General features: G+C 54.4%; 21 protein-coding genes and 1 tRNA gene. 11 read left to right on the top strand and 11 right to left on the bottom strand.

Annotated elements, in window-relative coordinates; all coding sequences use genetic code 11:
- Nucleotides 1-117: 117 nt before the first annotated feature.
- Nucleotides 118-1,290, bottom strand: a complete 1,173-nt coding sequence (locus tag AC3Y7R_RS12945; protein WP_490042466.1) for a tyrosine-type recombinase/integrase — start codon at nucleotides 1,288-1,290, stop codon at nucleotides 118-120.
- Nucleotides 1,291-1,664: 374 nt separating this feature from the next.
- Nucleotides 1,665-1,979: a DUF6280 family protein gene (locus AC3Y7R_RS12940; protein ID WP_490042465.1), complete on the bottom strand. Its 315-nt coding sequence runs from the start codon at nucleotides 1,977-1,979 to the stop codon at nucleotides 1,665-1,667.
- Nucleotides 1,980-2,195: 216 nt separating this feature from the next.
- Between AC3Y7R_RS12940 and efp the strand changes: the two genes are divergently transcribed.
- The gene (efp, locus tag AC3Y7R_RS12935; RefSeq protein ID WP_490042464.1) at nucleotides 2,196-2,759 is read left to right on the top strand and encodes an elongation factor P; all 564 of its coding nucleotides are present in this window, start codon (nucleotides 2,196-2,198) and stop codon (nucleotides 2,757-2,759) included.
- A 3-nt stretch (nucleotides 2,760-2,762) separates the two neighbouring features.
- On the opposite strand, the gene AC3Y7R_RS12930 is transcribed toward efp, so the two are convergent.
- Genes AC3Y7R_RS12930 through putA form a run of 5 tightly spaced genes read right to left on the bottom strand, consistent with a single transcriptional unit; the run spans nucleotide 2,763 to nucleotide 8,347 of the window.
- On the bottom strand, nucleotides 2,763-3,617 hold the full coding sequence (locus tag AC3Y7R_RS12930) for an alpha-1,2-fucosyltransferase (protein ID WP_490042463.1): 855 nt from the start codon (nucleotides 3,615-3,617) through the stop codon (nucleotides 2,763-2,765).
- A gap of 3 nt (nucleotides 3,618-3,620) precedes the next feature.
- A complete protein-coding gene (locus tag AC3Y7R_RS12925; protein ID WP_490042462.1) occupies nucleotides 3,621-4,097 on the bottom strand; it encodes a hypothetical protein in 477 nt (158 codons plus the stop codon).
- Nucleotides 4,094-4,231 (bottom strand): hypothetical protein, encoded by a 138-nt coding sequence (locus AC3Y7R_RS12920; protein WP_490042461.1) that lies wholly within the window; start codon nucleotides 4,229-4,231, stop codon nucleotides 4,094-4,096. Before AC3Y7R_RS12920 ends, AC3Y7R_RS12925 begins: the two co-directional genes overlap by 4 nt.
- The gene (locus AC3Y7R_RS12915) at nucleotides 4,228-4,968 is read right to left on the bottom strand and encodes a rhomboid family intramembrane serine protease (RefSeq protein WP_490042460.1); all 741 of its coding nucleotides are present in this window, start codon (nucleotides 4,966-4,968) and stop codon (nucleotides 4,228-4,230) included. Before AC3Y7R_RS12915 ends, AC3Y7R_RS12920 begins: the two co-directional genes overlap by 4 nt.
- A gap of 31 nt (nucleotides 4,969-4,999) precedes the next feature.
- Nucleotides 5,000-8,347 carry a bifunctional proline dehydrogenase/L-glutamate gamma-semialdehyde dehydrogenase PutA gene (gene putA, locus AC3Y7R_RS12910; RefSeq protein ID WP_490042459.1) on the bottom strand — a complete coding sequence of 1,116 codons (3,348 nt, stop codon included), beginning with the start codon at nucleotides 8,345-8,347 and terminating at the stop codon, nucleotides 5,000-5,002.
- A gap of 118 nt (nucleotides 8,348-8,465) precedes the next feature.
- Between putA and AC3Y7R_RS12905 the strand changes: the two genes are divergently transcribed.
- Together AC3Y7R_RS12905 and AC3Y7R_RS12900 are read left to right on the top strand one after the other, a co-directional pair.
- The gene (locus tag AC3Y7R_RS12905) at nucleotides 8,466-8,921 is read left to right on the top strand and encodes an Lrp/AsnC family transcriptional regulator (protein ID WP_490042458.1); all 456 of its coding nucleotides are present in this window, start codon (nucleotides 8,466-8,468) and stop codon (nucleotides 8,919-8,921) included.
- A gap of 67 nt (nucleotides 8,922-8,988) precedes the next feature.
- Entirely contained in the window at nucleotides 8,989-10,455 is a 1,467-nt protein-coding gene (locus AC3Y7R_RS12900; RefSeq protein WP_490042457.1) for a cobyric acid synthase, read from the top strand.
- Between the two features lie 11 nt (nucleotides 10,456-10,466).
- Here AC3Y7R_RS12900 and AC3Y7R_RS12895 read toward each other — a convergent pair whose 3' ends face one another.
- The 3 genes from AC3Y7R_RS12895 to AC3Y7R_RS12885 form a co-directional block, all read right to left on the bottom strand.
- Complete coding sequence (locus AC3Y7R_RS12895) at nucleotides 10,467-11,429, bottom strand: hypothetical protein (protein WP_490042456.1); 963 nt, start codon at nucleotides 11,427-11,429, stop codon at nucleotides 10,467-10,469.
- A gap of 71 nt (nucleotides 11,430-11,500) precedes the next feature.
- A complete protein-coding gene (locus AC3Y7R_RS12890; RefSeq protein WP_490042455.1) occupies nucleotides 11,501-12,820 on the bottom strand; it encodes a TolC family outer membrane protein in 1,320 nt (439 codons plus the stop codon).
- 120 nt (nucleotides 12,821-12,940) lie between these two features.
- The gene (locus tag AC3Y7R_RS12885) at nucleotides 12,941-13,594 is read right to left on the bottom strand and encodes a protein-L-isoaspartate O-methyltransferase family protein (RefSeq protein ID WP_490042454.1); all 654 of its coding nucleotides are present in this window, start codon (nucleotides 13,592-13,594) and stop codon (nucleotides 12,941-12,943) included.
- A 481-nt stretch (nucleotides 13,595-14,075) separates the two neighbouring features.
- Here AC3Y7R_RS12885 and AC3Y7R_RS12880 point away from each other — a divergent pair.
- The 8 genes from AC3Y7R_RS12880 to AC3Y7R_RS12845 all read left to right on the top strand — a co-directional run bounded on the left by AC3Y7R_RS12880 (nucleotide 14,076) and on the right by AC3Y7R_RS12845 (nucleotide 21,853).
- Nucleotides 14,076-14,149 (top strand) — tRNA-Cys (locus tag AC3Y7R_RS12880).
- 751 nt (nucleotides 14,150-14,900) lie between these two features.
- Nucleotides 14,901-16,196, top strand: a complete 1,296-nt coding sequence (locus tag AC3Y7R_RS12875) for an extracellular solute-binding protein (protein ID WP_490042453.1) — start codon at nucleotides 14,901-14,903, stop codon at nucleotides 16,194-16,196.
- A 68-nt stretch (nucleotides 16,197-16,264) separates the two neighbouring features.
- Nucleotides 16,265-17,143, top strand: a complete 879-nt coding sequence (locus AC3Y7R_RS12870) for an ABC transporter permease subunit (RefSeq protein WP_490042452.1) — start codon at nucleotides 16,265-16,267, stop codon at nucleotides 17,141-17,143.
- Nucleotide 17,144: 1 nt separating this feature from the next.
- Nucleotides 17,145-17,990 (top strand): ABC transporter permease subunit, encoded by an 846-nt coding sequence (locus AC3Y7R_RS12865; RefSeq protein ID WP_490042451.1) that lies wholly within the window; start codon nucleotides 17,145-17,147, stop codon nucleotides 17,988-17,990.
- The gene (ugpC, locus tag AC3Y7R_RS12860; protein ID WP_490042450.1) at nucleotides 17,990-19,066 is read left to right on the top strand and encodes a sn-glycerol-3-phosphate ABC transporter ATP-binding protein UgpC; all 1,077 of its coding nucleotides are present in this window, start codon (nucleotides 17,990-17,992) and stop codon (nucleotides 19,064-19,066) included. Before AC3Y7R_RS12865 ends, ugpC begins: the two co-directional genes overlap by 1 nt.
- Nucleotides 19,063-19,848, top strand: a complete 786-nt coding sequence (locus tag AC3Y7R_RS12855) for an inositol monophosphatase family protein (RefSeq protein WP_490042449.1) — start codon at nucleotides 19,063-19,065, stop codon at nucleotides 19,846-19,848. The genes ugpC and AC3Y7R_RS12855 overlap by 4 nt, the downstream gene beginning before the upstream one ends.
- A 5-nt stretch (nucleotides 19,849-19,853) precedes the next feature.
- Complete coding sequence (locus AC3Y7R_RS12850; protein WP_490042448.1) at nucleotides 19,854-20,675, top strand: ABC transporter permease subunit; 822 nt, start codon at nucleotides 19,854-19,856, stop codon at nucleotides 20,673-20,675.
- Nucleotides 20,675-21,853, top strand: coding sequence for an MFS transporter (locus AC3Y7R_RS12845; RefSeq protein ID WP_490042447.1), 1,179 nt, complete (start codon nucleotides 20,675-20,677; stop codon nucleotides 21,851-21,853). Before AC3Y7R_RS12850 ends, AC3Y7R_RS12845 begins: the two co-directional genes overlap by 1 nt.
- 12 nt (nucleotides 21,854-21,865) lie before the next feature.
- Here the strand turns inward: AC3Y7R_RS12845 and AC3Y7R_RS12840 are convergent, their stop codons facing one another.
- Complete coding sequence (locus AC3Y7R_RS12840) at nucleotides 21,866-22,738, bottom strand: MurR/RpiR family transcriptional regulator (protein WP_490042446.1); 873 nt, start codon at nucleotides 22,736-22,738, stop codon at nucleotides 21,866-21,868.
- Nucleotides 22,739-22,839 lie beyond the last annotated feature (101 nt).

The following is a 22,839-nucleotide window of genomic DNA, read 5'->3' as shown; positions in this document are numbered from 1 at the left end:
GTGGGTACATTCCGCGATTTTTAGCAACCAAAAGCAACCTGAAAGTCATCATCATCTTCAGGAAACACCTCAGGGATGTTCCGAATAGGGGCAACATCACCTTTGGGTTCACACAGGCTATCTGGCAAAACTGAATGAGTTGTCTGATTGTCGTTGTCTAAACCCAGCCAACCTCGTGCAAACTTTTTCCTGTGCTTCCCGCATATGCCCCAAAAGATGCGCCCGTGTCACATAGTTAAACGACACATGCGGGTTGGCATGGTTCAACAACAACGTCACCGTTTGAAAATCCACCCCGGCCTCCATCGCATGCGTCCGGTAGGTATGGCGCATCATGTGAGGGGCATAAGGAAAGCCCTTTGTTCGCGACATATTTTCGATGTGGCCACTTTTTGCGCCAGTTGACGGAAAGACGAATGGGCTTTCCAGCGGCCTTGTCAAATCTCGCACTTCACCCAATTCTTGAATGAGCAACCGAGGCAGGGGCATTTTGAATGCTTTGGCCTCACCACCCTTTGGTGACGGAACCGACAGAACACCATCTTGGTCCAGATGTTCCCATTTCATCGTTTGTGCGTCGCCTCGACGCAAGCCAGTCAGCAACATTACCAACCAACAGCCGCGACGCACCCGATCTTCCAGATCATCCAGTTGCTGCCACAGCAAAGGCATATCATCTGGTCCAATTGCCCAGTCCCTTGGTCTCTCTTGGTTCATGCGAACGCCCCGAGTCACCGGATTGGGCGGCAAATCATGCGTTCTGGCGGCATCGTTGATCAGAAGTTTGAGAACCCGCATGGCGCCATTGGCACCACATGGTCCTGCCTTGCGGGTTAGTTTCTCATGCAATGCCCGCACTGTGGCGCGATCAATCCGATCCACGGGGATTTTCTTCAGCGTTGAAAGCGAGCCATCCACCTTTGCTTTATACCACGCCAAAGTTCGTGTGCTGAGTTCCTGACCGCGTGTTGCAAAGTAAGCGTCTGCGACCTGCTTGAGGTTCGGTATCGTGGCCTTAGGCGCTCTCGGGTCTTCGCCACGACGAAGTATCGTGCGTAACTCGTGCGCGCGTTCTCGGGCTGATTTCAGCGACACCTCGTCCGTGCGACCAATGAGGATAGATATATAGCGATCCGTTCCGTCATTGATCCGACCCACTAATTTATAGCTGGCACTGTTCTTGCCAACGACGATCCGAAGGCCGCTGACAGAGGCGTCATATATCTGTTTGCCCGGCTTTTGGTCATGGCGGATTTTGTCCACCACGCTTTGCGTGAGTTTGGTTGCCATGAGGCGTTTCTCCTATGCAATCTGACGGTTAGCCCGAACTCGGGCCCGTTTCTGATTAGGTGGCCTCAGGTCGTTCTGAGGCGCATAAGAGTTTTATGTCGTGTATATATGGACTTGCGGACCGCTATAAGGCGCAAAAGGCCGTAAAAAGTGCCCTGAAGCAAAACTTAAAATCTGTTGGGCGAATGCCCGTGTGGGTTCGACTCCCACCGCCCGCACCAAACTTTCACAAAATACATGTTGGCCAACATAAGAGAGAAGAGGAAGCCATGCCCGCTGCTGAGAAACCTTAGCCCTCGCCATACCGGATCTGGCATCGGCACAAAAAAAACGCGCCCCGAATGGGACGCGCTTCAAAAATCAATTGGCAAAACCTATGCAGCTTCGGCTTGGCTCCGGCGCTCGCTCTCTTCGCGAGACAGCGCAACAGACGTCCGCACGCCATTGCCTACGAAAGACATCAAGCCGGACACAACCCGCTCGTTGGGGTCGATGCCTGCGCAGCTTAGCACCTCACGGCCATCACGAGACCGCGCCCAGCGGGCGATTTGCTCGGGGCCGTTGCCATATTTTTTATCATCTGCAATCGCATCATCGAGTGCAGCCAGAACAACAGCCGCAAACAGCTTGCGCGCACGTTGACCTTGTTCGAAGTTGAAAGCGTTACCATCAACGAAATCAGCAGCCATTTCGTTTCCTTTATTTTTGCTCTTGTATCTTTGGGCGTGAAGAGGGTTGTGACACATGTTTTCCGATTCGTCATTGCATTTTTGGAATGCCACCTATGCGCTGAGCGCATGACTTAACGTCACTGTTAACTATATTTAGCTATCTTGCCTCCCATTCCCTCCCCAGATATAGGAATGAAAACAATCCGATCAACCTTTTGCCTAGGAAATGACACAATGCCAAAGATTAACGGGAACGAAATCCGTGGCGGATATATTTTAGAGCACAACAGTGGTCTTTGGATCGCCGTGAAGGTTGATCACGTCAAACCGGGCAAGGGCGGGGCCTTCGCTCAGGTCGAGATGAAGAACCTGCGCAACGGCTCAAAACTGAACGAGCGTTTCCGCAGCGCCGACAAAGTCGAGCGTGTTCGCCTTGAGCAAAAAGACCAGCAATTCCTATATGAGACCGACGGAATGCTGACCTTCATGGACACCGAGACCTATGAGCAGGTCGAGATTCCTGCCGACCTTTTGGGAGATCGCCGCCCGTTCTTGCAAGATGGCATGATTGCTGTGGTTGAATTCCATGATGAAGAAGCGCTCAGCGCTTCCCTGCCTCAAAAAGTTACCTGCAAAGTTGTCGAGACAGAGCCGGTGATCAAAGGGCAGACAGCCTCCAAAAGCTTCAAGCCCGCTGTTCTGGACAATGGTGTACGCCTCATGGTGCCGCCATTTGTTGGTGTGGATGAGGATATTATCGTCGATACAGAGTCGATGGAATACTCCGAGCGCGCCTAACCCCTAGACCCGCGCCCAGCCGTTCGGCGTAATATCTGGGTTAGACAGCTTCGGGTCAGCAAACCACTGCTCCGGAGCGACAACTCGTTTATCTTGGTTTGCGTTCAGCCACGCCCCCCACCACGAAAACGTCGAATTGGCGATGACGTTGTGACGGCACGCCGCAATCAGGCGCATATCCTCGTAGTGCTTATCCGAGCCATTGTGCCCCGCGACCCGCATCTCGAAGGGCAGCTCGAGGTTTTCGCGCGCCCAAACCGGGTCATCGGAGAACACAAACACCACTGGCTCGTCTTTCATATGCGCGGCGATATGCGCCAAGGCGCGCTCGTAATAGGCGGCGTCACAACTGGCATGGGTTCCCGCCCCCTTGCCCGAGACATAATCCCCACGGCGCAAGTGCAGCGATACGGACGGAGCAGATAGGATGTCATCGGCCCAACGCTTGTTCTCGTCACTAGGCGGGGTAATAATTTGCAGCTCGTCACGAATGGTTTGCGCATGATCTGCAAAATACCGCTCTGACTGAAAATACCCATGCAAGTAGGCGTCGCCTTGCAGCGCGGCAACTGACGCATCAAAGCCCAAGCCACGCTCTCGAAAAAGCTTGGGCGCACCACCAAAGTAGCGCCATGCCGCATAGCGCAGCGGCTGCGCCTTATCAGGCGGAAGCAGGGCCGGCTCCGCCACACTCCCCGCAATATTAAAATGCCCAAGCGCATAGGCCCAATGATCCCCTTCAGGGGCCAAACGCGCATCCAACTGGAAACTATCACCCGCCCGCAGCGCCAAAGCCCGGCCCGTTGCATATTGAAACAACTGATTGCCCAACCCGCCAAATATGCGTGATGTGATCATGCCTTATCCTTCATCTCGTAAAATTACAGCGGCCCGTAAAAAACTATCAGAATAAATCACTGCACGATGGTAATTTTCTTCTACTGCGGCTGCGCGGCGCTCGTAATCCTCGCGCGATAGCTTGCGCAGGGCTTTCTCCAGCGCCCCTTTATCATCACAAACAATTATCCCACCCATATCGAAGTATTGGCTAATGCCAGCCGCCCCCCAATAAAGCGGCACAGCGCGGCATAACAGGGCATCAATCAATTTCTCTGAGGCATAGGACGCCTCTTGGCAGTTCTCGATCACGACCGAGTAGCAGAACGGCGCAAGCCCGTCCTCCTTTTTGTCGAGGGTCACATACCCCCGCCCCATGACCTCCACATCAAGTTCGTTTCCGCGCACATAGTTGACGGCATCATGGCGTAATTGATGACCGGGGAGGTCCCGCTTTTTCGAAGCAATCAGGGATGCCAACTTGGTTTTCACAATTTTCAAAGCACACAGCCCTTCAACAAACGCTCTGGGCGGCCCAGCGGCCAGATCAAGTCGTCCAGCGGTAAATTCGCGATGCCAAAAGTAGGCCAGACCCCATAGGGCACAATTGCGTAGGCAGGGCTGTGGGGTTTCATTTACGTCTCGTCACCCTTGGAAGGGTTGATTTATAGGTGGCTTCCGGATGTGGTGGATGGCCCAGCGTTGCCTGCCAATACCCTGCACCGCCGCGCTTAAGCCATAGCGGGATACACAGCACCAGCCCCACAATGAACCCGCCCGCATGTGCCCAATACGCTACGCCAGCTTCGACCGAGCCAAGGTTGATGACCCCGTTGAACAACTGCAACGCAAACCAGATGCCAAGCATCACCCACGCAGGCACCGGAAACACTTTGAAAAAGATGACTATGATCAGCAAAATATCGACTTTGGCCTTCGGGAACAGCAGCAAATACCCCCCCATAACGCCCGCAATTGCGCCAGAGGCCCCGACCACAACAATCGGGCTGTCAGGGTCCGCAAGGATTTGCCCAATATCAGCCCCGATCCCCGAGACCAAATAGAATAGCGCAAAACCGATGTGACCCATCTGATCTTCAAGGTTGTCGCCAAATATCCACAAAAACAACATGTTACCGGCTAAGTGCATCAAGCCGCCATGCAAGAACATCGAGGTTACCAATGTGTAGCTCTCGACCCCATTGGTGACCTCAACAGGGCGCATCCCCCATGTGTCATAGAAGGCGGATAAGGCCCGCTCGTCGCCAAACAGTGGCCAATATATTAGAAACACCACCACGTTCACCGCGATGATGCCATAGGTTACATAGGGCGTGCGCTCGGACGGGTTGTGATCACGAATTGGAAACATAAATCAACGCTGACGGATTGGGCGCGGAGGGTCAAGCACCCACCTCCGCCAGCAAGGCCGCATTGCCGCCTGAGGCCGTCGTATCAATACATGTGTGACGCTCTGCCAAAGTATCGCAGGGGCGCGGTGCCTCGGTCACAAGTTGCAAGATTGGCCCGTCCCGATTTGCCAAAATCTGGCGCAACCGCTGCGCCGTTTCCGCATCTCCCCACCACAGGCCGCCAGCGATATCACGCGCCTGCGTTAGATCCTCCTCTGATCCCGAAATTGCCCGGCCACCGGCCGCTTGCACGGCAACAATCTGTGCCTCGACATCTGGCCCAAGGCAAACAAACGGGCCGCGCGCATGGGTCTCGAGCCGGTTAGCTTCGCCTGTTGGCCCCGGCATCTCATCCGCCTCTTTGGCCGCGGTGAACTCCGCGCTTTTGGTGAACTTCGGCAAATACAGCGGGCCGCCCGCTTTTGGCCCCGTGCCAGACAACCCTTCTCCACCAAAGGGTTGCGAGCCAACGACCGCCCCAATCTGGTTCCTGTTCACATAGATATTGCCCGCATGCACACGGTCAACAACCGCCTGCACACGGTCATCAATGCGCGAGTGCAGCCCAAATGTCAGCCCGTACCCCGTCGCATTAATCCCGTCGATCACAGCATTCAGCTCGGAGGACTTGAAGGTTGCCACATGTAACACTGGCCCGAAAATTTCCTCTTTCATCTCATGTATGCCAGCCACCTGCATCATCGTCGGCGCGATGAATGTGCCGTCTTGCGGGGCCGTTGTCTCGTGCAACACCCGTCCCTCAGCGCGCGCGACATCAATATAGCTGGCAATCTTGTCGCGGGCAGGCCCATCAATAATCGGCCCGACATCGGTGCGAACATCCCACGGGTTGCCCAAAACCAAAGCATCCATCGCGCCGCGAAGCATCTCAATCAGTCCCTCCGCCACGTCCTCTTGCACATAGAGGCAGCGCAGCGCCGAACATCGCTGCCCCGCCGACTGAAACGCCGAGGCGATGATATCGCGGGTGACCTGCTCGGGCAGCGCAGTACTGTCGACGATCATCGCATTTAAGCCACCGGTTTCAGCGATCAGTGGCGCGCATGGGTTGCCATCACGCGCAAGGTTTTGATGAATGCGCATGGCCGTCGCGGTGGAGCCAGTGAAACACACCCCATCAACCGCAGGCTGGCCAGTTAAGGCCGCGCCGACCTCGCCCCCGCCGGGGAGCAGTTGCAACGCTGCCAAAGGCACGCCCGCTTCATGCAAAAGCGTGGTCGCCAAATGCGCAATCAGCGGTGTCTGCTCTGCTGGTTTGGCCAGAACCGCATTGCCCGCCGCAAGAGCCGCCGCAACTTGGCCGGTGAATATCGCCAGAGGAAAGTTCCACGGTGAAATGCACACGATACGCCCGCGCGCAGGCCCCGTTAGGGACAGGGCCTCATTCGCATAATACCGTAAAAAATCAACAGCTTCACGTATTTCGCCAATGCAATCAGGCATGGTCTTTCCGGCTTCGCGTGTCAGCAGCGCAAAGATGCGGCCCATGTTGGCCTCATAGAGGTCAGCGGCGCGGGTCAATACCGCTGCGCGCTCAGCCGCGGGCGCAGACCATGACTGCGCATTGGCCACGGCCTCAACTGCATCTTGCGCGCTGGCCAAATCAACGCTGCCGACGTGATCTGTTGGTTGTGCGGGGCAGTAAACCTCATGCTGCGCCGCACTTGGAAACCCGTTAACCGCAAGGGGTTTTGCCTCGGCCTGCCCCTGCTTGAATGGCGCGCGAGCTGCATCAATCCCCGCCATATCCATGGGATCAGTCCAGTCCCAACCCTTTGAATTTTCGCGGCCCGGAAAGATATCTTGCGGCAAGGTAACCGCCGGAAAACTTAGCCCCTCCGCCTCTGAAAACGGATCAACCGCGACCACAGACGCAGGCACAGCCTCATCCACGATCTGGTTCACAAAGGAGCTGTTCGCGCCGTTTTCCAGCAACCGCCGCACCAGATAAGCCAGCAAATCGCGATGCGCCCCAACTGGCGCATAAACGCGACAACGGGCCTTATGATCGCGCAGCACAATGTCGTGCAGCCGCTCTCCCATGCCGTGTAGCCGCTGAAACTCGAACGCCTCAACATCCGGCGCCATATCCAAAACGGCTGCCACAGTATGCGCGTTATGGGTGGCAAATTGCGGGTAGATCCGGTCAGCCATGCCCAGCAGCTTTTTGGCGTTGGCAATATAGGACACATCCGTCACCTGTTTATAGGTAAACACCGGAAACCCAGCCAAGCCCATCACTTGTGCGCGCTTGATCTCGGTGTCCCAATAAGCCCCCTTCACCAAGCGCACCATGATGCGTCGATCCAACCGCGTGGCCAAAGCATAGAGCCAGTCGATGACATAGCTGGCACGCGGGCCGTAAGCCTGCACCACCACGCCGAACCCGTCCCAGCCTGCCAGCTTCGGGTCTGACAGCGCCGCCTCGATCACATCAAGCGACAGATCCAAACGGTCCGCCTCTTCCGCATCAATGTTCAAGCCCACCCCACCGTGCGCAGCCAAGTGGCACAATGTCGTCAGGCGCGGCAAAAGCACCTCCATCACGCCCTTATGCTGTGTCGCCTCGTAGCGCGGATACAGGGCCGATAGCTTCACCGAGATGCCCGGATTAGAGCGAACATCGCCATGGGTTGCCGCCTTTGCGATAGCGGCAATAGCGTCGTGATAGGCGTCGAAATACCCGATCGCATCCGCATCCGTGCACGCCGCCTCGCCCAGCATATCGTAGGAATACGTGTAGCCCTGCGCCTGCATACCCTCCGCGCGGGTCATTGCTGCGGAAATTGTCTCGCCCAGCACAAATTGGCGGCCCATTTCCTTCATCGCGCGCCCAACCGCGCTGCGAATTACCGGCTCTCCCAACCGCTTAACCATGCCGCGCACTTGGCCTGCAATTCCGCTGGCATCATCATCAAGAACCTTGCCCGTCAGCATCAAGGCCCAAGTGGAGGCATTCACCAAAGGCGAAGCCGAATGCCCCAAGTGGCGCCCCCAGTTCGAGGGCGCAATTTTGTCCTCGATCAGCGCATCCATGGTGTCCGCATCCGGCACCCGCAATAACGCCTCAGCCAAGCACATCAACGCCACGCCCTCATCGGTCGAAAGGCCGTATTCCGCCAAAAAGACCTCCATCAAGCCCGGCTTTGCCGTGTTGCGAATTTGCTCGACAAGCTTCGTAGCCGCGCTGGAAATTCGTTCCCGATCAGCGGTAGACAATCCAGACATAGAGACGAGATCGGCCAAGACCTCTGCCTCGCTTGGCAACATTTTAGAGCGGATTTTTTGACGGAGGGCTGAGCCAGATGGGAGGGACATACCGGACCTTTCAGTAACAGTTATTTTCCCAACAGTACGACCCATATTGCAAAAAGCGACACTGCAATGCAGGTTATTCGCATATTACTTCCCGCAGATTCGGTAAACGGCAGGCAAAATGGCTGATGAATTAGACAACTACGACACTGCAATCCTGAAAGCAGTTTCCGCCAGTGGCCGGATCACCGTGACCGACTTGGCAGACCGGATAAACCTGTCCAAATCCCCGACCCAAACACGGCTACGGCGGTTGGAAAAAGCAGGCTATATTCGCGGCTATACTGCCCAGCTTGACCCGATCAAATTAGGCTTGGCACATATCGCTTTCGTCGAGGTCAAACTGGACGACACACGCGAAAAGGCATTGGAATCATTCAATAATGCTGTCTTATTGATCCCCGAGATTGAACAGTGCCACATGATTGCTGGCAAGTATGACTACCTGCTCAAAGTGCGCACCTCTGACATGCAAACCTATCGCCGCGTCTTGGGCGAGCACGTCAGCGCCCTGCCCCATGTCGCACACACCTCGACCCATGTCGTCATGGAAGCTGTGAAAGAGGACGCCCTTTAGCGCGGCGACTCACTTTACTTCTTGTTCCATTCACGGCACGCCAGTGATCTAGGTGAGGGGCGCACGAATGGCCAAAGCAATTATGATTCAAGGCGCGGGCTCTAATGTCGGCAAATCCATGATTGTCGCTGGGATTTGCCGTGTCTTTGCGCGTCGCGGAATGAATGTCCGCCCTTTCAAGCCGCAAAACATGTCCAATAATGCCGCCGTGACCTCGGACGGCGGCGAGATTGGGCGTGCTCAAGCCCTGCAAGCGCTTGCATGTGGCGTGGCCCCACACACCGATATGAATCCGGTCTTGCTAAAACCAGAGAGCGACGTGGGCGCCCAAGTTATCGTGCAGGGCAAGCGGCACGCGACCCTAAAAGCACGCGACTATGCCAAGGAAAAACCCCATCTTTTGGCCAAGACGCTAGAGAGCTTCCACCGCCTCGCAAAAGACGTCGATTTGGTTGTGATTGAAGGGGCAGGCAGCCCTGCCGAGATCAATTTGCGCACAGGTGACATCGCCAACATGGGGTTCGCAGAAGCCGCCAATATTCCTGTGATCTTGGTCGGAGACATTGATCGCGGCGGGGTCATTGCGCAGGTGGTAGGCACGCAAGCCGTCTTGCCGGCCCCAGATAGAAACCGCATTAAAGCCTTCATAATAAACAAATTTCGTGGTGACGTGAGTTTGTTCGACGACGGCTTATCCGAGATTATCAACCGCACAGACTGGGCCTCTTTGGGGGTACTGCCATGGTTTCCCAAGGCGTGGATGTTACCGGCCGAAGACATCATGGACATCACCTCCACTGCGCGCAGCGATGCACCTTTGAAAATCGCCGTCCCCAAGCTGTCGCGGATCGCAAATTTCGACGACTTAGACCCTTTGGCCATGGAACCGGGCGTATCGTTGGAAATCATTGAAGCGGGTCGCCCCTTGCCCGGTGACGCGGATCTGGTTTTGATCCCCGGATCCAAATCCACCATCGCCGATCTCGCTTACTTTCGCGCGCAGGGCTGGGACATTGACCTAATGGCCCACCTGCGGCGCGGCGGGCATGTGTTGGGGATTTGCGGTGGCTATCAAATGCTGGGCAAAACCATCTCGGACCCCGAGGGCATTGAGGGGGCGAAAGAAACCGTTGATGGGCTTGGACTGCTGGATGTCGACACCGAAATGGCGCCTCATAAACGCCTTTGCGAGGTTCAAGGGGTGCACTCCCCCTCGGGGGAAACCGTAACAGGGTATGAAATCCACATCGGCACGACGCAAGGCCCCGATACTGCCCGCGCATGGTTAACCATCGAGGGCGAAGCTACAGGAGCACAATCCGCCGACGAGCGCGTTCAAGGCTGCTATATGCACGGGCTTTTTGGCGCCGACGGGTTTCGGCAGGCCTTTTTGCAGCAGTTAGGCGGCACATCACAGGTTAGCAGCTACAGTGCAAACGTGGAGCTGGCCCTCAACGCATTGGCCGATCACCTAGAGGCACATTTGGACATCGAAATGTTGTATAAGTTGGCCGAGGAAACGCCAGCCACCTAACCGTTCAAATTTTATTCAAATTCTCGGGTCAGCAATGCGCGGTGAATTTCACGGCGCACAAGTTTGCGCACATTGCGCGTAATCCGCTCGCCCAGATCTCCCGTCAACTCTTGGCGCACAATTTCAGCCACGAGATCACGCAAAGCATCTTCGTCGATGATGCTTTCATCAAAATCGCCCAGATCAACTTCTGCCGCATCCTCGCCTAGCGATGCATCATCATTCATAACCGAGGCCGCTGCGGCAGAGGCAAAGACCACCTCTTCCGCTAAATCTTCTGCGGCATCCTCATGGTCGACTGTATCTTGCTCGTCCCCATGGTCAGCCGAGCTTTCATCTTCAGATGACGCGGCCTCCATAGCTTCGTCCCGGTCATCTTGCGTCTCATCTGTATCGGTGCCTTCAACATCGGTATCTTCGGCCTCGATGATGTCACTTTCAGGCGCATTATCATGGGATGGTTGCTCTTCCACCGCCCAATCCTGATCGGATTCTTCGTTCGCATCATCACTATCAGAACTCTCAGACGCGTCCTCTTCACGGTTAATCACCGCAGTTTTTCCGTGACGAATGAAATCAATGACCGGTGCACCCTCGGATGTTTCGTCATCCTCATAGTAGTCACCGTCAGCGGGTGCAGGCCAATCCGCGTGATTGCTTTCAGGCGGCCAAGGCGCAGCATCCTCGGGCACATCTTCACCAGCGCCCACTTCGTCCAAAGTGCTGCGCAGGTTGGACATATCGGCCTGCTCTGCACCTTCAGCAGCGTTTTCCGGCGCAGCCTCGGATGCATCCACCCGCAAGGCAGACGTCAATATCAATGCATCGGCTGTGGGCTTTGGTCCAGCGGCATCTGCTTCACTGATTGAAGGCGATGCAGCCCCCCCGCGGGTGTCAGAATTCGTGTCTGATACCAGCCTACGAATAGACGAAAGGACATCTTCTACATCAACATTAGTTACCGGATCGGACATATACTCAGCCTCTGCACTTTTGCGGTACGTTAACGCCCACGCCCCGACCTGACAACTGGTCGTTCAAATCTTCAGTTCTTTTGGTAGCGATTCAAAATCCGGTCCAGCTTCTTGCCGGCTTTTGAGCTGGGCACCGGAGCACCTTTGACAGCATTGTAATACTCTGCCGGATCGTAGCGCTTCACCTTAAGGCCCAGATTATTTGCCGTGAGTTGCCCCGTTGCTGCGAGCACCCCGTAAGCTGCGGAATAGACTTGGGTTTCCGACACGACCCTGTTTGTGCGCGCATCAAAGAGCGCCTGCTCGGCATCGAGCACGTCCAAGGTTGTTCGGGCCCCCAGTTTGGTTTCCTCACGCACCCCGTCAAAGGCAATCTGGGCCGCGCGGATTTGGCGATCTGCGGCCAATGTCTGTGCTTTGGCCACAGCCAAACGAGACCAACTATCGGCCACGCTTTGTTCCAGCACCAAAATCGTTTGGTTCAGACCCGATTTAGAGGCATGCACCGCAGCCAGTGATTTTCGCACCAAGGCCGACAACTGCCCGCCCTGATAAATTGGAACGTTCATCGTCAAGCCGACGCTAGAGCTGTTGTTGGTTTGGGACGAATGCGCCAAGGCGCTATCGAACGTGATCCGTGGCCGCGTGCCTGCTTTGGCGGCGGCATAGTTCAACTCGTTGGCTTTGATCTGGTGCTGCATCTTATCGACAAGCGGGCTAACCCGCTTTGCAACAGTTTTTGCCGCGTTCAACGTCTTAGGCAAGGTCGGCAAACGGGCGATCCTTTGCAAGGATTTGGCCCGATGCCCGACAGCAACTTTGTAGAGCTCGCGAGTAATTTCCAACTGCCCCTGCGCCTCGACCAAAGAGCCACGGGCTTGCGCCAGACGGGCTTCGGCCTGCGCGACATCCGTTCGGGTTACTTCACCCACCTCGAACCGATCACGCGCAGCGCGTAATTCTTGCGTAATCAACCGCATGTTGCTTTGGCGCAGTTGAACCACCCGCTGGTCACGAAGCACCTGAACATAAGCGTTCACTGCGTCCAACAGAATCAACTGCTCTTGCTGGGTCAGGTCCGCGCGAACGGCCAAAACGGTCTCTTTCGCGGATTCGACCGCCAATTCCGTGCGCCCCGCATCCCAAAGCAACAACTCCAGCGACAGCGAAATCGTCGCCGACAAATTATCACGCGACCCCGCCGGATTGCTTTGGGTGATCGTCGAGCGCCCGTTGATCTGTGGAAGCAACGCGGACAAAGCAATCGCCACGTCTTCATCTTCGGCACGAAGTATCGCGCGACTTTGCTCTAGCAGGTTCGAATTATTATAGGCTGCCGTCAGCGCGCCCGCCAATGTTTCAGCGGCCACCTGAACGGGAGACGCGGCCATAAGGGCCCCAATTATCGCGCTACTAAAAAGACGTCGTGTCATAGGAAGCCTGCCTGAAATTTACGGGTAGATTGTCTCAATCCCGTTTTGACGAGCCACTGCCCGTGTAGAACTCTTGCGTTAGAGGCTGAAAGCCGGAGCCGGAGAAAACCCCGGCAAGACGGGGGCCGTCGCGTTAAACGCTAGCCTCCAGCCGACCTTGCCACCAATTTTACGCCCCAACCGAGCCTCGCCCAAGGCACCTTCTGTAAAGATTGCGACAATTCGCCCGCCCTCTTTGAGTTGCTCGAGCACCCCATCAGGCACCGAGGACACTGCCCCTTGAATGCAGATCACATCATAAGGGCCATGCTTTGCCGCGCCTTCTGCAAGTGGAGCATTGATGACAGCGGCGTTGTCCACCCCTTGATCCGCCAGCGCAGCCTCAGCGTCGCGCGCCATATCTTCATCGCTCTCAACGGCCACGACTGCATCCGCCATATGCGCCAAAACCGCGGCGGAATAGCCAAGTCCACACCCGATATCTAGCACCACATCATCACGCTGAATATTCAGCGCGTCCAACATCTTAGCAAAATTCCGAGGTTCCAATATGACACGGGAATTCCCAAGATCAATGTCTCCGCCGGCATAGGCTACGTTACGCTTGCTTTCAGGCACAAACGCCTCTCGACGCACAGACAGCATGGCGTCAATAACCGGAAATTTCGTAACATCAGAGGGCCGCACTTGCGTGTCGACCATCATTGTACGGCTTGTAGCATTATCAATCATACTAAACTCCTTAGTCTAGTTACAGTTACTCACCGTTTGCCACAGAAACCCGGCCCTAGCAATGTTGAATTACATCTACCACGATCAGATTTTACCACCAAGTGGCTACACATACCCGTGCGAAACTTGACACCCGTATATTAAAATTCCCTTTCATCAAAAACAATCACACTTAGCAACTCATGCTGGGCGCCAGCAACTTCACTCGCGCCGCCCCCCCCTAAGTGTTAAGACTGACACTGTAAGCGGCACAATCACAGAAATTTCAGCGTATGGATGTGCCACCGCCACGGCAAACAGGATGAAATTCGATCTTGGGAATGACGATACTTCCACCTTCCCGACCTAGCAACGTCTGACGGCCCGGTGGATATCGTTGAAATCGGGTTGGGCTAAGCAAAACTCATCCCCTTTCAAGAAAGCAACCCACTCCGCCCTTGCGCGGCTCCGGTGCTTGGCCTAGAGATCGCAAACACCCTACGGCGAGTTGGCGGAGTGGTTACGCAGCGGATTGCAAATCCGTGTACAGGAGTTCGATTCTCCTACTCGCCTCCAAATCTTTTCAATGGCTTAGGGCAAAAGGCCCACTACGCGGGCGGGCCATTTTACATGTAGGTTCATTTTGCGTTCTTCTTGCTACGCTTAAGAAGATGCAATACCTCGTCCGTTCCCTCCGGTGAAGCCTGTGTATAGCGCTCAATCATTGCCGCAGCGGCTCGAAGTGATCATCCCATGCAACCCGCAATTTGTGCCAACGAAAGGCTGTGGGCCGGGAATAGCGCGTGGGTACATCCCAATCCGAGCACGGCAACAAACCACGCTCACGGATCACAAAGGCACATTCCCGCGTAACGCTATAGATCGTCCGGCAAGGGCCAGTATCATTGAGGTGTCAGGCCATCCACGGCGGCTTGTCGATCTTAACCTAAGTGAAATCGAATCCATCATCAGGAAATGCAGCCACTACATTTTACCCACACTGCCAATGCACTGCCCTGTCCCGATCCTGTCTCGATGCGAAGCACAGCTACCATAAAAATTAGCAACATAACGGATGATATAAAGTTGAAAGTAATCGCATGAATTCTACCGCTGCGGCCTGTTGAAAGTGAGGGGATTCCCCCTTGGCGCAGTGATAGCGCAATCAAAATCTGCCCACGGAAGCTTGACACATCGCTCAACAACTTGAATGCTCAATGAATTCTGGGGGGAGTTTCACATCGTTGCACTGTCATGCGCCGGTTACTTACACGCCCCTATAAACGGATTTGTTAGCCTAACAGAGAACCTAGAAAGGGGCACTCCTATGAAATTCCTACCTGTACTTACCGCAGGAATCATGTCGATTGCTGCACCAGCAATCGCACAGACAGAAATCCAATGGTGGCACGCTATGGGCGGCCGCTTGGGCGAAGTTGTCGAAGAAATTTCCACAAAGTATAACGCAAGCCAGAGCGACTACGTTCTGGTGCCGACGTACAAAGGTGGCTACGAGGACACAATGACCGCTGGCATCGCAGCATTCCGCGCCAAGCAGCAGCCCAATATCATTCAAATCTTTGACGCTGGCGCGGCCACGATCATCAACGCCAAAGGCGCGACCATACCAGTGGCCGACTTGATGGCCGAGCATGCCGGGGGCTTTGACAGCGAAGATTATATCGAAGGCGTGCGCTACTTTTACGCCGACAGTGCGGGTAAAATGATCGGTATGCCCTTCAATGCCTCGACACCGCTTTTGTACTTCAACAAAGACATCCTGAGCAAAGCCGGCTTCGATGCCCCTCCCGCCACATGGGAAGAGTTCGAAGAGATGGCCCCGAAAATCAAAGAGGCAGGCTATCAAGCGCTTTCTCAAAGCCACAGCCCATGGATTTTCTCGGAAAATTTCCACTCCCGTCACAACCTACAGCTTGCCACCGGCAACAATGGGTATGACTCGACAGATGTGAAAATTCTTTACAATAACCCCGAGATGAAGATGCACTGGGGGAAGGTGAAAGAGTGGTTGGATAAAGACTGGTACGGCTTCTACGGTCGCGGCTGGGGTGACAACCAAGACGCGTTTGTTCAGCAAAAAACTGCCATGTGGCTCGGATCTTCCGGCTCATTCGGTGGCCTGAAAAAGTCTGCTGAGTTTGAATTTGGCGCAGCCTATCTGCCATACTGGAAATCCGTTATCGATGAGCCGAAGGGCACATTTATCGGTGGCGCCGCATTGTTCGCAATGGCTGGTAAAAGTGAAGAAGAAAACAAGGGCGTAGCAAACTTCCTTGCCTTCCTGACCAGCCCTGAAATGCAGTATTTCTGGCACAAAGAAACCGGCTACGTTCCGGTTACAACAGCGGCTTACGACATGGCCAAAGCTGATGGTTACTACGAAACAACGCCTGATGCCGAAGTTGGTATTTTGCAATTGTCTCAACCGGGCGGCGAGTGGACCAAGGGCTACCGCCTTGGCTATTACGTGCAAATCCGCGAGGCAATGTATAAGCAATTCGACAATATTTTCTCAGGCTCATCTACTATAGATGAGGCCTTTGAGGAGATGGAGAAAGAGAGCAACGCACTGCTTGTGCGCTTCAACGACACCGTCAACTAAACACTTCTTTCTGGCCAGCGGGGCATCCTCGCTGGCCAGTTTTTTGAAGACCCGGAAAGTTCAATTCAATGAAGCGCGTTCAATTCGAGCACAGCCCTATTCCCTACCTTTTTGTGGCGCCGCAAATCCTGATTATCGCCATTTTCTTCCTCTGGCCTGCTGGTCAGGCTATCTACCAATCATTTCTGCTTGAGGACGCATTCGGCCTGTCCTCGCGGTTTGTCTGGTTCCGAAATTATACCGATACGGTGTTCTCAAGCGCATGGTTGCAAGCCGCTGGGTTCACCATGATTTTCTCAACTCTGGTCACGTTCTTATCTCTGAGCTTTGCCCTATTGCTCGCGGTAAAAGCCAACGAAGTGATCCGCGGTGCGCGCACCTATAAGACATCTCTGATGTGGGCTTACGCCATCGCACCACCGGTCGCAGGCCTTATGGGGAACCTGATGTTTAACCCTCTAATCGGTGACCTGTACGGCTTTATGAACGCTGTCGGGTTTGACTTTGACCATAAGCTTGACCCTGTTGATGCGGGCTTCGTCGTGATACTTATCTCGGTTTGGAAACAGGTCAGCGTCAACTTCATCTTCTTCCTCTCCGGCCTGCAAGGGATCCCTAAATCGGTGAATGAAGCCGCAGTGTTAGACTGCAAAAGTTCAACTCGACGGTTCTGGACCATCACCTTCCCACTGCTGGCCCCGACGACGTTCTTTTTGCTGGTGATCAACATCACCTATGCCTTTTTCGAGACCTTCGGGATCATTGATACCACGACCCAAGGTGCCCCCGGCGGAGCCACAACAACGCTGGTATTCAAAGTGTTCCAAGACGGGTTCCGTGGTGCAGATATCGGGGGGTCTTCCGCGCAGTCAGTGGTGTTGATGCTCTTGGTTTTGGTGCTCACCGTTATCCAGTTCCGCTTCATCGAGAAGAAGGTGCATTACTGATATGACACGTTCCACAATCACAACACATGCCATCCTAATCTGTGGCGCGCTCTTTATGACGCTGCCAGTTTGGATCGCTTTTGCCACATCAACTCACGCGCCCGAAACGATCCTACGCGAAGGCTTGCAAATCCTGCCGGGCGGGCATTTCTTCGAGACATATAACGAGGTGTTGTTCGTCGAAGGTGGGGTAATGAAGAAGGTCACCGCCATGGTGATGCTGAAAAATAGCCTAATCCTTGGGGTTGGGTTTGCAGTGGGCAAGGTCATCATTTCGATGTTGGCGGCTTATGCGATTGTCTATTTTCGGTTTCGTCTTGCGGTGCCGCTATTCTGGGTCATTTTCATGACCTTGTTGCTGCCGTTAGAGGTGCGCATCATCCCGTCTTATAAAGTCGTCGCCGATTTGGGACTTTTGGACACCCACGCCGGTTTGATCATACCGCTCATTGCCTCCGCGACGGGGACTTTCTTTTTCCGGCAGTTCTTCCGGTCCGTCCCTGATGAGTTGCTGGAGGCCGCCCGATTGGATGGCGCTACTGCGTGGGGCTTCTTCATTGATATCTTGGTTCCGCTGTCGAAAACGATGATTGCCGCGATTCTGATCATCATGTTTGTGGTTGGCTGGAACCAGTATTTGTGGCCGCTAATTATGACCACCAAGGAAGAAAATTACACCTTGGTGATCGGCATCAAACAAATCTATCAAGTCTTGAGCGAAGGCGGCGAGCTGCCGCAATTCCAAAAAGCCTTTGCACTCACCATTCTGGCAACCTTGCCGCCGGTGATGGTCGTGTTGGTCTTCCAAAATTGGTTCGTTAAGGGCCTCGTCGAAAGTGAGAAATAATGTCGGGTGTTGAACTAAAAGCCGTTCGTAAAACCTATCCAAACGGGGCCGAGGCTATTCGCGGTGTGGATATGGAAATCCAAAGCGGGGAGCTGATTGTTTTTGTTGGCCCCTCTGGCTGCGGCAAATCTACATTGCTGCGTATGGTCGCGGGCCTAGAGGCTATCTCTGGCGGTGAGATCAGTATCGGTGGTCGCGTGGTTAACGACGTCTCTCCCTCGGAGCGTGATGTCGCCATGGTGTTCCAAAACTACGCCCTCTATCCGCATATGTCTGTGCGCGGGAACATGTCGTACGGCCTGAAAAATCGCAAAATGGGCAAGGCCGAGATCGACAAGAAGGTCACGGATGCCGCCAAAATGCTCAAAATTGACGCCTTTCTTGACCGCCAACCCAATCAACTCTCGGGTGGCCAACGTCAACGCGTCGCAATGGGCCGGGCTATTGTGCGCGACCCACAAGTGTTCCTGTTTGACGAGCCGCTCTCCAATCTCGATGCCAAGTTACGCGTCCAGATGCGCATCGAGATTAAGCGCTTGCAGCGTCGAATGAACGTCACCAGCATTTATGTGACCCACGACCAGACCGAGGCCATGACGCTTGCCGACCGACTTGCCGTCATCAATGAAGGCATGGTCGAGCAAATGGGCGCACCGATGGAATTGTATTCCAATCCAAAGACGCTGTTTGTTGCCTCCTTTATTGGCGCGCCGCAGATCAATCTCATTCCAGTCACTTTTGATGGCACTGCTCTCAACAACGGCAGCCTGAAGTTGACTGGGTTCGAAAACCTACCTGAAGATACTGATCTAGTTTTGGGCGTGCGCCCTGACGTTCTCCATGTGAAATCTGATGGCCAATTTTCCATGCGAGCCGATTTGGTAGAACAGCACGGCGGCGAGAACCTGATCTACGGCTCCCTAGAGGGCGCTCTAAACGACGAGGGCGAAGAGCTGGAAATTTGCCTGAAAGCTGACAAAGGAATGCTGCCTGAAATTGACGCCACCCTGAACCTTGGCTTTGATCCCGCAACTGCATTCGTGTTCCGCAAAGATACTGGAGAGCGCTTGATATGATCGACGGTAGATTGTCAGCAGCGAAGGAAATTGCGCGCGATGCCGGGGAAATGGGCCTTGCATTCTTTCGCGATATATCCGCCCTCGACATCAAGTCAAAGGGTACGCAAGACCTCGTTTCCAATGCCGATCTGGAGGTCGAAACATTCGTGCGCGCCCGGATCACCGCCCAATTCCCCGATGATGGGATCGTGGGGGAAGAGCACGGAAACGTGGCCTCCAAGTCAGGCTGGACATGGGTTATCGACCCGATCGACGGCACCGCAAATTTTGTGCGCGGCATCCCGCAATGGTGTGTAATCTTGGCCTGTGTGCACGATGATAAAACCAAAATCGGGGTGATTTTCGAGCCCACCACAAATGAGATGTTTTGGGGCGCTGATGGTCAAGGCGCGTCTCTTAATGACACGAAAATATCCGTCGCCACCACCGACGGGTTGAACGACGGCAGCGTCGGCGTCGGCATGAACGGGCGCACCGCAACGCATATGGCCTCCGACTTGATTGCGGATTTATCCGAGCGCGGCGGTATATTTTTCCGCAACGCATCGGGCGGCTTGATGCTCGCCTATGTGGCCGCCGGGCGGTTGATCGGCTACACTGAGCCACATATGAACGCATGGGATTGCCTCGCGGGCCAGCTTTTGATCCAAGAGGCTGGCGGTCGCATCGAGACCCAAAGCGCTGATGATATGTTGGCAAATGGTGGGCGGGTGATTGCCTCTGCACCCGAAATTTTCGACGAGCTTTTGTCCATGTCCCAGACGGCATTCAAGGTGTAACCCAAATGCTGCGCAAGGCGGGAAACCATCTTATCCTGCTCACTGGCCTCGCGTTTCTAATCCTTCCTGTCGCCATCATTCTAGCCTCTTCAAGCCACGAGACCTCTTTGCTTATCCGGGATGGTTTGCAAATAATTCCCGGCACTCGGGCCATTGAAAACTACACTCAAGTGTTGCTGCTTCAGGCTGGTTTTACCGACCAGATCACGGCGCTTGATATGATGAAAAATTCGCTCATTATCGCAACAGGCGTGGCACTCATGACCACATTGTTTTCGCTGCTCGCAGCCTATGCGCTGGTGTATTTCAAGCTCCCAGTCGCAAATTTCCTCTTTTGGGTAACCTTAGCGACACTGCTCCTACCGCTCGAAAGCCGCTTCATCACCACCTTTCAGGTCACAGCAACATTGGGTCTGATCAACACCCATCTGGGCATGGTCTTACCCACGTTGGCGGTGGCTCTTGGCACATTGTTTTTCCGCCAATTATTTCTGACATTCCCCGATGAGTACCTAGAGGCCGCAAAGCTGGACGGCGCAGGGCCGCTGCGTTTCTTCGTTGATTTCATCGTACCTCTATCATGGCGCCGGGGCGGGGCTATTTTCATCGTGACTTTCATGATCGGCTGGAACCAATACCTTTGGCCCCTGATGATCAGCACCGACGAGCACCACTACACCTTGGTCCGTGGCATTCGTCTGATCGGACAAGAAAGCGGACCGGGAATGGCATTGATCATGCTGTCAATTCTACCGCCCTTGGCCCTTGTGTTCGTCTTTCAACGCTGGTTCTTTCAGGCCCTAGCCGACGAGAAAAATTCGTTCTGATGGCGGGTGCAGCCCCACTACATCGTCAGGCGAAAGCCACTCTTTTACTGCTGCTATCTGGGGTGGTTTGCAACGCCGCAATCGTTCCGTATATGGCGGTTTATATCGTCGAGACCCTGGGCAAAGACCCATGGATGATTAGCATATATGCGATGACCACCCTCACTCTGACGCTGTTTGTTAACCGCCAATATGGGGAATGGATTGATGGCGGGATGCCAGTGTCATCCCTCGTTTTGACCTCCATAGTTGCATTCGGCCTTGCCGTCTCCTCGATCTTACTAATGCCCAGCTATTGGGTGCTGGTCTGCTTTGCCAGCCCTTGCTTTGCGGTGTCCAATGCCGCCGTCACATCAATGTATAGCTTCGGCCGCCTTCTGGCCGAGCGCGATGGGCTAGACATCGCGCGCTACAATTCTTATCTGCGCGCGATGACGTCACTGGGTTGGATGATCGCACCTGCGGCCAGCTTCTACATCGCCAGTGTTTTAGGCCCTTTTGCAGTTTTCAAATTTGCCCTTGGTTTATGCGGCCTCTGGGCAATGTTTTGGTGGGCCGTACTGCACAAAGCCGCGACCCATACCGCCCCCATGACACCAAAGCCGGTGAGCACTGCGCCCAACGGGAAAAACCCGGCCTTATGGTTTGCCGCAGGTGTGTGTTTGGCTTTTGCCATGGCGCACGCAATGTCCATGAGCGCCTTGCCCCTATTCTACATCCGCGAAGCCGGGCTACCTGCCTATGCGCCCGGTGTGTCACTGTCGGTCAAAACCTGCGTTGAGATCATAGCAATTTTGCTTGCTCCGGCCATTATGGCCCGCTTCGGAGCACGCAATGCCCTGCGCATTGCAGCCCTTTTGGCGATCTGTACGTTCTTTTTGCTCGCACGGGTGACAACGATACCGCAGCTTGTTTTCGGGGCCGCACTTGAGGGGCTTTACTACGGGGTATTCGCCGCCGTCGGGCTGACTTATTTGCAAGGTTTTGCGCAGGGACGGATGGCCCGTGCCACGTCTCTATATATGAATAGCCTGTTCCTCGGGGCGCTGATTGCCAGCCCGATGATGGGGCTCGTCGCGCAATTCATAAGCTTTGGTATGGCCGTTCAGCTCTCAGCCATCTGGGCCATTTCCGCCTTTGCAATCCTGACTTTTGTGAATATCAAACCGCAGCAATAGCCGCTCTGGAGTTTAGGTGAATTTGCGGAAAAGCTTGGTTTGATCAAACATATCTTCCAGCGATTCCATCCGGTCCTTGGTATCGCCCCAGTTTAAATTCTGCATTGTGGAGATCATGGTTTCAACCAAAAGCAAGGTGGTCGCGGCAGAGTCCCAAGCCGACGGCACCACAATACGGCTGCTGAAACTAATGTCTGCAAACTGGTGAATAGGCGAGCGCCATTGGTCGGTAAAAAGGATCACCTTGGCCCCCTTGGCATGGGCCATTTCCGCCAACTTTAAGGTGTTGTTTTCATAGCGCCGCATATCGAAAATGATGAACACATCCCCCTCTTGGACATCCAAAAGGTAATGCGGCCAAGCATTCGACGTGGTTTGAATATGGGTAACATTCGGTCTGATAACCTGCGTATGAAGGAACAGATACTCGGCAAGGGTATGCGTAATGCGCCCCCCGACGATGTATAAACGGGTGTCCACATTCGCCGCCATTGCACAAGCTTTGTCGAATTTTTCAGGCTCAATTTGCCCCAGCGTGTGGCGAATATTGTCGATCACGGCATCGGTGAAACGGTTCAACATATGCTCGGATGGCGCGCCCTCGGTCCAAGTATCATGCTTGGCGATCGGGTTTTTCACCTTGGCTTTCAACTCCTCTCGAAGCTCGGCCTGAAACTCGGGATATCCTTTAAAACCAAGCTTTTGCACCATGCGCGCGACGGTTGGAACCGATACGTTTGCGTCCTTGGCCAGCGCAGTTAACGGCCCAAGTCCTGACGCCGGATAGTTCTCAAGGATCGAGTGCGCAAGCTGGCGCTCGGCCCGCGTAAGATCATCAAACTTATGCTGTATCCGATCTGAAATTGTAAGCGCTGCGTCTGACATAAATTGCCTCATTTTTGATCGAAAAAATAACAAGAAATTTAATCTTGTTATAAATTTTACAGAATTGTGTTGACAGAATCTACATCTGGCAAGCACTTTGT

Source organism: Litoreibacter sp., from assembly GCF_058136045.1.
Note: the sequence above shows the minus strand (reverse complement) of the source record. Positions and strands in the feature narration are given on the sequence as shown.